Raw genomic sequence first — 14,375 nt, 5'->3', positions numbered from 1 at the left:
GGATCGGGTGACCTGCCGCGGCGAGCGGCGACGACGAGGGGATGCGCGGATGGCGGACATGGACGAGATCGTGCACGTGGTGTTGGTGGAGTGGGCCGAGGGGGCCCCGGCCGACGTGGCCGATCAGGCGACGCGGCTGTCGACCGAGCACCTGACCGGCATCGACGGCGTGCTGTCGGTGTCGAGTGGCGAGAGCGTCAGCCCCGAGCAGCTCGAGGCCGGCTTCGACTGGATGCTCGTGGTGCGCTTCCGTGACGCCGCGGCCCGCGACGGCTACCTGCCGCACCCCTCGCACCAGCCGGTCGCGAGCTACCTCGGCGACGCGTCCGCCCGGGTCGTCGTCTTCGACGTCGAGGCGTAACGCCTGGCGCGGGAGGCGCGGGCCGGCTGGCCGGCACCCGTGTCAGTACCGGGGTGCAGCCATCAGTGACTCGTGCAACCGGTTCGTCGCCGACACGGCCGACGTCTGCACTTTCCAGTAGAGGCCCCCGGGTGACGAGATCTCCCACTGGCCGTAGAGCATCACCGCCCGTTCCGGGTTGTCCCGATACCGCCGGTCCGGCCCGCCTTTGACGTTGACGTACTGCCACGTCCGGTCGACCTTCTGGGCGTCCGTCGGCACCGACGACAGGGCTTCGATGAAGCGGGTGCTCGTGGCTCCGCTCATGAGACCCCCGTAGGCGACGTCGGCGTAGTGACGCCCCTCCTTCACGAGGATGCGGTCCGGCAAGAAGTGCAGGCTCGTGTCGCCCGCCGTGATGGTCGGCACGACGATGTTGGTGGCCAGGTGCCGAGGCGCCTCGAACGTGACGGTCGCCGGGAGGCGACTCACCAGGTTCCCCGCCCCGGCGTTGGTCTTGTGTTGACGGGTGGTGACGACCTGGCCCGACTCCACGACCCGCCACACCTTCTGGGAGGCAGCAGCGACGTTCGCCGAGTCGAGCAACGAGTCGAACCATCGTTCATCCGGCCCCTCGACGTCGTAGAAGACGACGACCTTCCGCTTCGCCGCGTCGCGGAGCAGCAGCCAGACGAGCAGCACGACGGCGGCAGCGGAGAGCAGCAGGCCCCACGGAGCGATCACGATCCCCACGGCGAAGAGCACGACGAAGGCGGGCCACGTCCACGACCGATACCCGGCCGCGCCATTGAGCTGCTCGACGATGTCGCCGCGGTTCGTCGGCTCGAGCTCGTGGATGGTGGCCCCGGTGACGTCCTGCATCTCGACGTCATGTCCCGTGGCCAAGACGGAAGGAGGCGCGGCCCGCGTGGCACCGTGCGGCCGGGAACGCGTGGTCCGGTAAGTCAGACCAGCGGCATTGATCGAGACGTAGTTACCCCGCGGCCCGGTCCCTGCCCTGAACCCCGGCATACCGGCGCTGACGCCCACCCCGGATCTGCTGGCGGTGACGCGGAACGGGCCCGCCTTGACGGTCTTGCGAAGGTAGAACCCCACGACCTCAGGCCGCCAGGATCTCGAGGAAGGTCTGTTCGGTGACGATCTCGATGGCTTGACCGTTTGCAGCGAGCTCTCTGGCGCGCTCGATCTTGGAACTGAGGGTGGCCCCGGCCCGCAGGGTTGTCGGGTCGAAGCCTCCCATGACCACGAGGGTGACTTTCTTGGTGACGTTGCCGGCCACGGTCGCTCCGAACGAGGCGACGATCTCCTGCGCTTTGCTGCGTGTGTAGCTGTCGAGGTCACCGGAGAAACAGACCACCTCGCCGAACAGAGGATGACCGGGGTCGGCCTCCAGGCTGGGCTGCGGAAGCTCGGCCTTCTTGCTGTACGTGCGAATGCGTGTCGATCGCGCTTTGTCCTTGGTGGGGACCGACGCCCACAACTCCTCGATGCTGCTCGCACCCCGTTCTTCGGCCACGCGGAGGGTGATCAGGGCACAAGCCAGAGAGTCGGCACCGGCTTCGTGATGGTTGAAGTCAGGAAGGCCGAAATGCTCCACGACGAGAGGAAGGCGGTGGCTGGGCAACTGGCAGTGACGACGGACGATGGCCAGCGCGTCGAGGAACTGGAACCCACCGGGTACGACACCGGTGAGGTTGTTGGCGGCGTTGTAGACACCCTTGTCGAACGGGCTGTAAGCGACCAGCGGGACGTCCGCCGTCATGCGACCGATTCTGGCGAGCGTCTCTTCCCACGAGGGTGCGCCGTCGACGTGAGACGGGCCGATGCCGTGCAGGTACGTGTTCGTGAAGTCCAGCCCGGTCGGCGGGTCGACGAACCAGGAGTCGGTGTCGGCGACCACCCCGTCGACGACTTTCGTTAAGCCGACGGCACAAACGGACGCTCGATCGAAGTTCGCGGTCTCGAAGTCGATGGCGACAAAATTCAGGGGCACAGGCTGAGCCTAAGAGTAAATCTCACTTTGACGAGTGATCCGGCGTCGAGACGGCGTCGGGGTCGTGCCGGCGGGCGGGGTGCCGACACCGACGGAGGCGCTGGTCACGTGACCAGCGCCTCCTTGGCTCACTGCCCGGCGTCCGCACGCGGGCGATGTCGGTGGGTCAGGCGGCCCAGAGACCTCCGCCGCCCGCGGGCACGTTGGCGGAGGGGATGCCGAGGCCGTCGGTGATCTGCTTGAAGGCAGCATCGCTCGTCGGGCGGACCACGCCGCCCCAGAGCTTGACGTTATTGTCGACCTCGGACGAAGTCTGCAGGTGCTTGATGAAGCGGGCACCGACCACGTAGGTGTTGCCGTCGGAGGGGCGTCGGAGAATGCGCATGGAGTCGTTCCTGTCGTCGAGGGGGATTTCGGAGGTCACGGGGGCGCCGGGGTTCGGTCGAGTGGCGTCCACGTACAAGGAAGGATCGACGAACTGGCCGCCGGACATGATCTCGAAGTGGAGGTGGGCACCCGTGGAGTCGCCGGTGCTGCCGACGCGACCGACCAAGGTGCCGGCGCTGACCGACTGCCCGACTGCCACCCTGATGCTGTCGTCCTGCATGTGGGCGTAGGCCGAGGTGTAGCCATCGGCGTGACTGATCTGAACCTGGTTGCCGTACCCACCGTTGCGGCCCGCGGCCACCACGGTGCCGGCGGCGACCGAATAGATGGCTGCTCCGGCTCCCGGCTGGAAGTCGATGCCATTGTGCATGCGTTGGGTGCCGTAGATCGGATGGGTCCGCATGCCGAACCCGTCACCTTCTTGGACAGCAGCCGTGAAGGGGTAGTACCAGGTCACGGCCGCGTGGGCGGGTGCGGCTCCGCCCAGCCCTCCCGCCTCGAGGGCGGCAAGGCCAACCGTCGCGGCACCGCCGAACACGAGCAGATTGCGCCTGCTCAGGTCGCCCGGACCGGGACGCGCCTTTGGTTCATGAGAATGCGTCATGCATCGAGCTTGGCGGCCGAGTGCTGTCGGCGCAGTCCACATTATTGAGGACTCATCATGTAATTGATGGTCAGCGTCGAGCAGGGCCCCCGACGGCGCTGACGGCATCGCTGATGGTGCTGCCCGGGTGGGCTTCGCGGTAGGCGCGGACCTCGGCGGGGTCGACGTCACGCTCGGGGCGCCTGGACGGGCGGCCGCGGATGCTTTTGCCGGCGAGGAACGCCGAGGCGAGGGCGGCCACGATCATCAGCATCCCGACGGTGCGGTCGGCCGTGAAGAAGACGACCAGGGCGATCGCCGTCAGGGCGAGCGGGGCGAGGGCGCGGAGCCAGTTCGTCATGAGAAGCACTGCTCCTTCATCTCGGTACTGATCGGTCGGGAAAACGCTAGGACGCTCGCGCCGGTCGATGCCAGTCGATTGACGTGATGCCCAGGAACACCGCTCCATTCGCGATCGCACGACGTCGATCCGGCGGTAGGTTCACCTCATGAAGGTCCTGGCCGGCATCGTGACCGCGCTGCTCGTGGTGTCGGTGCTGCTGGTGCTCGCGGTGCGGGCCGACCCGGACGTGCCGCTCGTGCTGTCGGGGTCCGACGCGCGCCTCCCGTACTGCACGACCTACGAGCCGGTGATCGTGGCCGACCTCACGACAGAGACCCTCCCGGCCTGTGCACCGCACGGGGTCGAGCTGCGCTTCCCCGACGGCTTCGTCATCGACCTGCCCGACGAGCCCGGCGCCGGCGGACGCCCCTCGGATCGCTACGACTACGGCTACGTCGACGTCGGGGCGTTCGGCATGTACGCGTCCCGGGCCGACCACGCCTGCGAGGACGTCGAGCAGTGGGGCACCCCCGAAGCCATCCGCCGCGTCACCGAGGCCTACGGCGACGACTACGCCTGCGTGCCCGACAACGGCTGACCCCCTCCTTACTGGGGGTACCGGGCCGATTGTCGCGCCCTCGACCATCTCGATACTGTTCGGTATCCAGATGAACCACCGTGTGGAGGTGGTGCCGGGCTCACCCGTCGTCTCCGTCTGGCGCGCTCCCGAAGCGCTCGACCGTCGAGGACACCCCCGCCATGGCTTCATCCTTCCCTGCCCGCCTGCGCCCGCTCGGCACCCGTGCCCGCGCGGTCCTCCGCCCCCGCCTCCTGCTCCGGGCAGTCGTCCTCGCCCTGGTCGTCGTCACCGCGGCCGTCGTGCTCGAACTGCTCGCCCTGCTCGTCGTCGGTCTGATCACCGGCGACGTCACCCAGGCCTCGGGTTCGGTCCTGGTCACGACGTCGTTCGTGGTGCGGGCCGTCCAGTACGGCGTCGCCGCACTCACCGTCGTCACGGCCGTCCTGGCGGTCTCGTCGACGATCTCGCAGTCGACCGCCGGGGGTCGACGCACCCTCCGTCGGGGCCTGACGCACGCGCTCCGGTCGCTGCCGCGCCTCCTCGCGGTCGAGCTGCTGCTCGTGCTCGCCGTCCTGGTCGGGACGCTCGTCGCCCTGCCCCTCAGCCTGGGCGCCCTGGTCACGGCGGGGGTGCTGCGACTGCGGTCCGCCCCGCGTCGGACGATCCGCCGCACGCTGCTCCTCGCGATCCCCTTCGCGCCGGTGCTCGTCGCCGTGGGCCTGACGATCACGGCCCTGCCGGCGTCCCTGTCGCACCCGGGCTCGCTGCGATCGCTGCTCCGCCGGGCGGTCACCACGCTCCGGACCCGCACCGCAGCCGTGGTGGGACTCGTCGTCGCGGTCGGCGCGGTGTCGACCGCCCTGACCGCCCTCGGGGAGGTGGTCCTCGCGGCCCCCACCGCCACGACGGCGCAGACCTCACTCGGCACGCTCGCCCTCGTCGGCCTCGTCGCCCTGTTCCTCGTCGTCGTCGGCAGCGTCTTCGCCGTCCTGCTCCCCCTTGACGACGTGCGCGTCGACCGACGCGGCGGTCCTCGGGTCCCCGGGCGCCTGACCGGTGTCCTGCGTCACCCGTGGACGAAGGCGAGCCCGATCGCCGTCGTCACGATCGTCGCCCTGATGGTGCCGTTCATGCCCGCCGTCAGCGCCTCCGCGGCCGAGGCCCCCGTCACCTCGTCGACCGGTCCGGCCGACCTGCCGACCACGGCTCCCGCCGTCACCCCGCAGCCGACGTCGGCACCCGCCGCCGCTGCGACGAGCCCCACCGACGCCGCCGCACCCGCCCCCGCGCCTGCTGCCGCACCGACGGTCCCCACCCCGGCCGCGCCTCCTGCACCGGCCGCCGAGCCGGCACCGGCACCCGCGCCGGCCCCGTCGGTCGCCCGGGCCGCCCCGGCCCCGATCGCCACCACCGTCGACGTGCTGCAGCTGGGCGTGGCCACGCTCGGCGAGGACCAGGAGTTCGCGATCGACGTCGCGGCCGAGGGCACGACCGACGAACCCACCGGCACCGTCGAGGTCTTCCGCGACGACCACGACCCCGCGACCGAGGACGTGGAGGTCACGGACTTCGACCTGGCCGACTCGGCCTTCCCCTTCTTCCTCCCGACCAAGGCGCTCGGGAGCACCTCGGTCGACCTGCGCTTCGTGTACGTCCCGGCCGACGCGACCTACGCCGGCAGCGAGCAGACCGTCACCGCCGACTTCCAGCGCGCCCGTCTCGACTACGACTACCGGGCGGTCCACTCGCCGTCGGACTCGATCACGTTCGGTGACGAGCACACCGTGACCTTCTCGTTCACCAGCGACGCCGACGGCGACGGCTTCGTGCTCGAGATGATCGACCAGCGCTCCGGCCCCGTCGCGTCGACCCCGTTCTCGGTCGTCGACGGGAAGGCGACCGTCGTCGTCGACCTCACGGGCAAGCTCAAGGCGGGCCACCACGACTTCATCTTCGAGGTGCCCGACACCGACAGCCACTACGGCACCGGCTCCGAGTTCTCGGGCGTCGACGTCGCCCTCGCCGACACCGTCACCGACCTGACGCTGCAGACACCCTCGCCCGTGGTCGGCGACGCCGTCGGACTCGTCGCCGACGTGCGCACCGCCGACGGCTCGAAGGTCACCGGAGGCGCGGTGACCTTCTCCCTCGACGGGCGCGTCGTCCGCAGCGTCGACGTCACGAACGGGCAGGCGTACCTGAACTACACCGGGGCCACGGTCGCCGGGACGTACGACTGGCGGGCCGAGTACAGCGGCCTCGCGGGCTCGGCCCGCTCGTCGAAGGACTCCGACTCGCAGGTCGTCGCGAAGCGCTGGCCGCAACACCAGCCCTGGACCTGGTCGGGTGACCCCGCCGCCGGGACGGCCCACCTCGACTCCTCCTACGTGCCCGTCCGCGGTCTGCCCGCGCCGACCGGTGCGATCACGGTGACGAGCGAGAACCAGGTCGTCGGGCGCGGCACCGTCGCCGCCGACGGCAGTGCCCACGTCCCGGTGGCCGTGCTCGAGGGCATCCACTCGTACCGGATCGAGTACGCCGGCGACCAGACCTGGCTCGGCGTGACCTACGTGGTCGCGCAGCCCACCGCCCCCGTCCTCGACCCGACGGTGACCCTCACGGCACCGACGACCGCCACCCTGGACTCGACCATCCGGCTCACCGCGACCATCGGCGGCGCCCCCGCCTACGCGGTGGACAGCCTCTCGGTCTACCGTGCCCTGCCCGGTGGCACGGCCGAGCTCGTCGACCGGGTCGACCTCGCCGGCGGCCTGACGGGCACCCTCGACGTCGTCGAGCGGCAGCCCGGCGCGTGGCGGTACACGGCCGTCGCACGCTTCGCCTCGGTGGTGGGCGTCGAGCCGATCACGTCCGCGCCGGCCGTCACGACCTGGTCGGCACCGCCCGCCCCGCAGCTCGCCCTGACCGTCGGCGACGGCCCCCACGTCGCCGGGGTCGCCGTCCCGGTGACCGTCACCGCGAGCGCCCTTCCCGGCGGTGGCTTCGGCATCCCGGCCGGGACCGAGGCCACGGTGGCCGTGGTCGCCGGTGACAGCCGGACCCGGCTCGGCACCGTGACGCTGTCCCCCGTGGGTACGGTCCTGTCGGGCACGCTCGACGTCACCCGCCCGTTCGGCGGACGGGTCGACCTGGTCGCGTCGGTCTCGTACGGCTCGCGCCCCTGGACCGCCTCGAGCGCTCCGGTCACGCTGACGACGGCGCCCGCCCCCGCGGCGCTCGAGATCGCCGCGACCGGTCGCATGCAGGTCGGCACCCGCGCGACCTTCGAGGTGCGCCTCCGTCCGGCCGACCGCTCTCTGACCCCGCTGATGCTCGCCCCGGCCACCGTCACCATCGGCGGCGTGGAGTCGACGCTGCTGCTCGAGCGGGCCACCTTCCCGGCCACGTCGCCCTACCTGACCGGACGCGTGACGACCGAGGTGCTCAGCGCCGCGGACCTCACCGCCAGCGTCTCGGTGGCCGGTGACGGCGTGCTCTACGGGCCCACCTCGGCCTCGACGACCGTCTCGGTGCTGAAGGCCCGCACGACCGTCCGGCTCGACCTTCCCGGCACGGTCTTCGCGAGCGGGCGACCGCTGACGGTGTCGCCGTCGGTGTCGAACGTCACCCCGGACGTCGCCCCGAACCCGTCGGGCACCATCACCGTCACGGCCTCGCCGTCCGGCCTCAGCTGCACCGTTCCGGCCGCGGGTGGCCTCTGTGCCCTGCCCGCCGAGACGATCGTCACGGGGCGCAACACGCTCGACGTCCGATACTCGGGCGACGCGGACCACGAGGGCGCCGTCGACGGCGTGACCGTCACGGGTTCGGCCCGTCAGACGACGCTCGACTGGTCGAGCTCCCCCGACCTGTCGGCCGTCGTCTCGGGCACCCCCGTCACGTTCGGCTGGAAGGTCGGCACCGGCAGCTCGCTGGCGCCGAAGGGGTCGGTCGAGGTGCGCCTCGGCTCCGCGACCTGCTCGGCCGACGTGTCGGTGGGTCGCTGCACCCTGACCGTCCCGCTGCCCACCAGCTCGTCGCTGTCGACGAAGCTCGACGTGTCGGTGCGCTTCACCTCCGCGGACGACGCGCCCAGCGCCTCCGTGGTCTCGTCGGTCACGCCGAAGGACTGCATCGTGATCACGGCCTACCAGAGCACGGTGACGGGCGACCCGTCGACCGCCTGCCGACGGGGCGACCGTGCCGGGTTCGTCACGGGTGCGTCGGTGACGGCGCGTCACGAGCCCGTCGCCGCCCCGTATCGGTTCGCCGGGTGGTACCTCGACGGCCAGGGGGTCGCGACCAGCGACGAGTACCGCTTCACGGTGACGGCGTTCCAGTCCCTCTCGTTCACGACCCGGTACGCACCGGTCTGCCACACGCTCCAGGTCACGCCGCGGGGCGACATCGTGGCGAAGACCGACCCGGCCTTCGCCTACACCGAGCAGTACTACGCCAAGGGCACGGTCAAGGCCCTGACGAAGCCCAACTGCACCGACCCCCGCACGCCGAGCGCCGACGAGCTCGAGCAGCTCGCGAACGGCGAACCGCGCTACGCGGTGGGCACGGTCGTCGACCTGGCCATCACGCCCGTGACGACGGTCGGCCAGGCCCGCCGCAACGGCGGCACGCCCTACGTCGTCGACACGGTCGACGGGGCGACGGCGGACGAGCTCGGTCGTGGCTTCTACACGACCACCGTCACCGGCGACCAGAAGGTCAGTGCCAAGTTCAAGGCGGCCGAGTGCAGCGTCGTCGACATCCGTCCCGGCGACGGTGGCATGCAGGCGATCATCGCGTCGGAGCGCCCCGGCGAGAGCCGCTACCTGAAGCCCTACGACGGCACCTGCACGACGGGCGACGGCACGGCGGGCTACGTGCCCGGCTCGACGGTGACGGTCAGGGCGACGCCCGACGACGGCACCTATCTCCTCGACTGGCGCACGAGCGACTTCGATCCGGTGAAGCGCACCGGTGAGGACCCGCTCGCGCTCACGACCCTGGGCGACGCCCCGGCCGGTGGACGGTCGGGTGCCGCGGGCACCGCGACGCGCACCTTCGTCGTGCCGACCCCCGCGGAGGCGCAGCTCGTCATCGGCGTGAACTACGGCGTCGTGCGCTGCGTCGCCGTCACGACGAGCACGGCGTTGCCGATCAGCGCCGACAAGACGGTGCCGGCCTACACGCCGACGACCTTCACCAACGTGGCCGACGGCGACTCGACCTCGATCGACGAGCTGCGCTGCGGCAGCCGTGGCCCGTCGGTGGACCGTGCGGTGACGAAGGGCTTCAAGTCCGTCGTCACCCAGACGGACTGGTTCATCGGGACCGCCATCGTCCGCGCCGAGCGGGCCGACAAGGTCGAGTACGGGTCGCTGCAGGTGAACCGCAACACGGACGACGTCTCGCCGGCGACCACGGTCGCCGAGATCCGGTGGTCACTGGTCGACGGCCTCGAGGCCGTCGCCGACGCGGGGACCGACGGCTCGTCGCGTGGCCCGGTCCTCTACATGGAGTTCGCCCCCGCCGACCGCGTGTCGATCGCCGCCGACTACTGGTCGGACACGTGCCGCCCGATCCAGTTCAGCTACCCGCAGGGTGGCACGACGCAGACGTCGTTCGACTACTCGGCCAAGTACTCGAGCCGGGTCGTCTGCCCGAACAACTCCGGGGTCTGGGGTGAGACGGTCGTCCTCCGATCGACGACGCCGACGCCGTCCTCCGTCCGGGCGATCGCCTCGGTCGGCCGGCCGACGTCCGAGGACACGGTGCGGTGGCCCCAGGGAGTCCGGGCAGCCGACGGCCGCCTCTACACGATGCTGAGCCGCGACGGATCGGTCATCGGGACCCCGATGTCCGACGTCCGGATCGAGTACTGCGTCCCCCTGGCCGTCTACGTCCACGTCCAGAAGCCCGACGGGCGGTACGACAACGTGCTCCGCACGGGCAACCGCTTCGGTGACCTCTCCGACCTCGACGACGGAGGTTGGGCCGACATCATCGCGCACGACGGCGGCTGCCCGCCGTTGTGGGGTCGCCCCGGCAGCACCGTCACGATCGGGTTGACCGACTACGGCTCGCTCGGGTACGACCTGCCGGTGGGCCCGCAGACGGTCACGATCCCCACCGACGGCTCCTCCCCCGTGGTCGGCATCTTCCTGCGGACCAAGTGCGCGACGCTCTCGCTGGGCGCCCGGGTGGCGGCGGCCAACGGCCCGAACTGCGACAACGACCCGTCGAAGTACGTCCTCGGAACGGTGGTGCAGATGCAGGCCGACGTGCCGGCGGGTGGCCACCTGAACAGCTGGTCGGGCACCGACCAGACCGAGAACGAGACGTCCTGGGTCGTCATGACGGGCGACCGGTCGGTCACGGCCGACGTCCACACGCCGAGCGTCGGCGAGAAGATCGTGAACGGCCTGTCGAGCGTCGCCCAGCGGACGATCGCCCTGGGGGCCGTGGTGCTCACCGGCATCATGTTGATGGAGGCGACGCTGCTCAAGGTGCTCGGGACGGCGATGTCGCTCGTGTCGACGGGCTTGAAGGCCGTCGGCGTCTCGGGCAAGGGTCTCGACGAGTACGACCGGGTGACCGCGATCGTCACGGCGACCACCGGGATTCCGGCCATGTACGCCGACTGCATCTCGAGCTGGGCGCACGGGCCGAAGCTGACCGAGAGCAACATCGCCGCGAAGTTCGGGACGAAGGGCGGGGCGGCCCTGGCGAACAAGGCCATCAACTTCGCCTACCCGAAGCTGAAGGCCGAGAAGAGCGTTGCCGGCAGTCAGGGCGTCCAGTGGGTGGTCGACTCGATCGACGCCTTCGGGTCGGGGTCGTACCTCAATAACGCCCGCGACCAGTGGTCGAGCATGGGCTCCACGCTCGGCACGTGCATGGTCGACGGCATGAAGAAGCAGGTGGACCCGATCATCAAGCGGTGACGCCGCGGGCGGAGCCCGGACCGACCGCAGGAGGCGCGGTGCGCGATCGTCGCGCACCGCGCCTCCTCGTGTCGGTCTAGCCGTTGGGGGCGACGAGGACCTTCGAGTGCTGCGTCTCGCCGCTGTCGAGCTCGGCGAGCAGGGCCGGCAGGTCGTCGAGGCCGGCCGTCCCCGTGATGAGCGGGCCGGCGTCGACCGAGCGGTCGGCGAGGGCGCGCATCGCGCCGACGAAGTCGGAGTGCGTGTAGGCGAGACTGCCGACGACGGTCAGCTCGCGGCTCTGCCAGTCGCCGTACGAGACCTCCGAGGTGGTCATCGGGTACCCGAGCAGGGCGAGCGTGCCGCCGCGGCGGACCAGCTCGGCGCTCGACTGGAACAGCGAGGAGGCGCCGGTGCACTCGTAGAGGACGTCCGCGCCGAGTCCGTCGGTCAGCTCGAGGACGCGGGCGCGGAAGGCGTCGCCGGGTTCGTGGACGTCGGTGAAGCCGAGGCGGCGGGCGGTCTCGCGCCGCGCCTCCATGGGTTCGACGATGACGACGGCTCCGGCGCCGGCGTGGCGGGCGTGCTGGGCGGTGAGCAGGCCGATGGGGCCAGCACCTTGCACCACGACGACCGAGCCGAGGCGCTGGCCCGCGCGGCGGACGGCGTGGAAGGTGACGGCGGTGGGTTCGACGAGGCCGAGCTGCTCGTCGGTGAGGCCGTCGAGGGCGCGCTGGACGCGGCGTTCGTGGACGGTGACGTGCTGGGCGAAGGCTCCGTGGGTGGGGGCGTCGGGCGAGATGCCGTTGGCCTCGGCGAAGGCGGTGTCGCAGTGGTCGGGTGTCCGGCGCGGCACATGGCGCAGGCGCCGCAGGGCGGGCCGACGCTGGCGACGACGCGGTCCCCCCACGGCGACGGCCGTCACGCGGTTGCCGGCGGCGAAACGGGTGCTGGCAGGCAGGCAGGTCGGTCATGGGGACCATGGGTCGACATGGGCGACGGGTGTCACCCGCCAGGTCATCAAGTTGGGCTGAAACCACATGCGGTGAAGCCGCACCTGGGTAGTGAACACAGGCATTGCGAGGCAACGACTTGAGGATTACCACCGCAGCGCCAACTAGAACAGGGGGCCACGCAAGTCCCATGCGACGGAAATTCTGCATCCGGCGCATAGGTGCTAGATCATGTTAGTTGCGGGCAGCATAATTTGCTAGCGAAAGGCGCAATTCCGCAACTGACATATATTGTTGTAGAAAGGGGGATCGATTAATTCGCCTGTTTACCGCTGCATGCGAGGAGTAGACGAATTGAGGCGTTACAAGCATGCCAACAACTCGCTTGCCACGAAAGTCGTAATTGTCACCCTCCGGATTATTCTTCAGTTCTTTAACCTTATTGTCCCAATCATTAAGTGCGTTCGAGACCCTGGTGTTCACAGACCTGACAGCGGTAAATAGGCCCTTCTGAGCCTCCGCGGTATTCTCAAAAGCCTTACAACTGATGAGAAGAATACTATTCCCAATATCAGCGACGGCATCTATGTCGGTGACCGGTCTGCCCATTCGCAATAGAGTACGTCCGCGAAGACTCCGGTATGGTGACGCAGAATTTCCGGGTAGTGCCGAGTCGATTATATCCTGTACATAAGGTTCGAATTCAAGACCCAGGACGTTGACGGCCCCGCCGCCCGATTTATCAATCAGGAGTCCGAAATGAAGCGCAGAGGTCATTGCTCGCAGATCGATCAACAGTCCGTGCTCCATACGTCTGGCGGCCACGCCTAGTCCTCGCCGCATCGTCAGACTCGAGTCGAAGAGTGCTCCAAGAGCCTCGTCAACAGATCGTGGAAGTGAAGCGGACATCACGGACGATGGTTTCTCGAGTTCTGCCGCGATTTGCTCAGCCAAGCGTTCCATAAAAGGGGCTATCTCAAGGCGAACAAAACCAGAACGTTCGACCTGAGCTAGCGCATCGTAAGTCACAATCGAGGCAAGCACACGTGATAAAAGGTAAACAGAGGCCACGTAGGAACCTGTATTCGACGAAAGCCCAGCCGCAACAACGAGAGGATGTCGGGCGCGATCCGTAAGCGTGGCCGAGCCACTATTCCAACGGTTCAATGTTGTATCGATGGCGCCCCGACTTTTAGTTTGACCGACCGTTTCTGAAATGCCCCTTGAGTTTGCAAAAAGAACCACATGGTCGCGAGACCGGTCGAGGCGAGGCAGTCCGTATTGTACAAAAGGGTGCCAGTCAGTGCCAATTCGTTGGGCTCGTTTGTCGTAGGACTTTACAGAGTTATCAATGCTCGGGTCGGGGAATGGTTTCGGAATAGGTGAGTTTGCTTCCCAAAAAAGCGACTGCCCCTTCGATACGCGCCTTCTCAATACATCGACGTATCCCAACGCGTCGCCCGCGGCGAGGACAGCACCCAGAGCGTGCAACCGCGAAGGCGTGGGTCGAACGACAGTCTCAAACTCGAAGCCGGTCGACGGAGCCGCCCGCGACAGAGCCGTCAGGGATTCCACCTCATCCATTTTATTGAGAACGGATATGCCAAACAGCCCCGACATGACACCAGGGTTCACGCCGCGCAATACACAAATCCACGCGGCCGGGCTTAGCAACTGGAGAAACCGGTCAGCGAATGCGGTTATCTCGCCAGTGAGTTCATCGATTACAGCGGATGCCGCAATGGCGCTGACTGTCACACCCGGGCGGCGAGCGGGACGTGTCCATAGCTGCTCGTACAGACGAGTTCTCGAGAAGTCCATGGCTGGGGCGATAGCTGTCCCGACGGTTTCCCAACTCGGGATGTCTTGAGCACCCCCGGGGTTTGTTTCTAAGGATGACGCTGGCTCGACCATGCCCATTTCTCTCCTCGTATGTGGCTAGTTGCCGTATGCGACTTCTCCCTTCGGCCCATCGAAACTAAATACTTTTCGAGTTCGCCCAATTCCGAACGAGATTGCACCCCGCTTCTTCTCTAACGGCCTCTGCGACTGAGGTCGCGAGACTCGACGCCTTCCGGGGCGCCGGACGTGGTCGCGCAACGAGGGCAACCGAGTCCTGAGATCGCGCCACACCCGAGGGGCTCCGTTATGCCCTTGGGACCAGAGAGGAAGGGTGCAGGGGGAAGCTTGTCCTTCATGTCCGGACTCTACGGCTGATCACGACCAAGACTTGATTGCACCTCAGTCTCACCCGC

At 68.6% G+C, this 14,375-nt stretch carries 9 protein-coding genes and 1 pseudogene; 3 read left to right on the top strand and 7 right to left on the bottom strand.

Features of this window, described 5'->3' with window-relative positions:
• The first annotated feature begins 49 nt into the window (after nucleotides 1–49).
• Nucleotides 50–361 (top strand): Dabb family protein, encoded by a 312-nt coding sequence (locus ACIOSR_RS10745; protein ID WP_159825557.1) that lies wholly within the window; start codon nucleotides 50–52, stop codon nucleotides 359–361.
• Nucleotides 362–403: 42 nt separating this feature from the next.
• Here ACIOSR_RS10745 and ACIOSR_RS10740 read toward each other — a convergent pair whose 3' ends face one another.
• The 5 genes and pseudogenes from ACIOSR_RS10740 to ACIOSR_RS10720 form a co-directional block, all read right to left on the bottom strand.
• Nucleotides 404–1,246, bottom strand: a complete 843-nt coding sequence (locus ACIOSR_RS10740) for a hypothetical protein (protein ID WP_402752689.1) — start codon at nucleotides 1,244–1,246, stop codon at nucleotides 404–406.
• A 63-nt stretch (nucleotides 1,247–1,309) separates the two neighbouring features.
• A pseudogene (locus ACIOSR_RS10735) lies at nucleotides 1,310–1,456 on the bottom strand (DUF4236 domain-containing protein); the annotation flags it as partial.
• 4 nt (nucleotides 1,457–1,460) lie between these two features.
• Nucleotides 1,461–2,354 carry an exonuclease domain-containing protein gene (locus ACIOSR_RS10730; protein WP_192125192.1) on the bottom strand — a complete coding sequence of 298 codons (894 nt, stop codon included), beginning with the start codon at nucleotides 2,352–2,354 and terminating at the stop codon, nucleotides 1,461–1,463.
• A gap of 166 nt (nucleotides 2,355–2,520) precedes the next feature.
• Entirely contained in the window at nucleotides 2,521–3,345 is an 825-nt protein-coding gene (locus ACIOSR_RS10725) for a M23 family metallopeptidase (protein WP_192125190.1), read from the bottom strand.
• 70 nt (nucleotides 3,346–3,415) lie between these two features.
• A complete protein-coding gene (locus ACIOSR_RS10720; protein WP_192125188.1) occupies nucleotides 3,416–3,685 on the bottom strand; it encodes a hypothetical protein in 270 nt (89 codons plus the stop codon).
• Nucleotides 3,686–3,833: 148 nt separating this feature from the next.
• Here ACIOSR_RS10720 and ACIOSR_RS10715 point away from each other — a divergent pair, with 148 nt between their 5' ends.
• Both ACIOSR_RS10715 and ACIOSR_RS10710 read left to right on the top strand, forming a co-directional pair.
• Entirely contained in the window at nucleotides 3,834–4,265 is a 432-nt protein-coding gene (locus ACIOSR_RS10715; RefSeq protein ID WP_402752592.1) for a hypothetical protein, read from the top strand.
• 161 nt (nucleotides 4,266–4,426) lie between these two features.
• On the top strand, nucleotides 4,427–11,188 hold the full coding sequence (locus tag ACIOSR_RS10710; protein WP_402752591.1) for a hypothetical protein: 6,762 nt from the start codon (nucleotides 4,427–4,429) through the stop codon (nucleotides 11,186–11,188).
• Nucleotides 11,189–11,264: 76 nt separating this feature from the next.
• Here the strand turns inward: ACIOSR_RS10710 and ACIOSR_RS10705 are convergent, their stop codons facing one another.
• Complete coding sequence (locus ACIOSR_RS10705) at nucleotides 11,265–12,023, bottom strand: zinc-binding dehydrogenase (protein ID WP_402752590.1); 759 nt, start codon at nucleotides 12,021–12,023, stop codon at nucleotides 11,265–11,267.
• A 331-nt stretch (nucleotides 12,024–12,354) separates the two neighbouring features.
• Nucleotides 12,355–14,040 carry a hypothetical protein gene (locus ACIOSR_RS10700; protein WP_402752589.1) on the bottom strand — a complete coding sequence of 562 codons (1,686 nt, stop codon included), beginning with the start codon at nucleotides 14,038–14,040 and terminating at the stop codon, nucleotides 12,355–12,357.
• Between the last annotated feature and the right edge of the window lie 335 nt (nucleotides 14,041–14,375).

Source organism: Frigoribacterium sp. NPDC087798 (assembly GCF_044742985.1).
Classification (GTDB): domain Bacteria; phylum Actinomycetota; class Actinomycetes; order Actinomycetales; family Microbacteriaceae; genus Frigoribacterium.
Note: the sequence above shows the minus strand (reverse complement) of the source record. Positions and strands in the feature narration are given on the sequence as shown.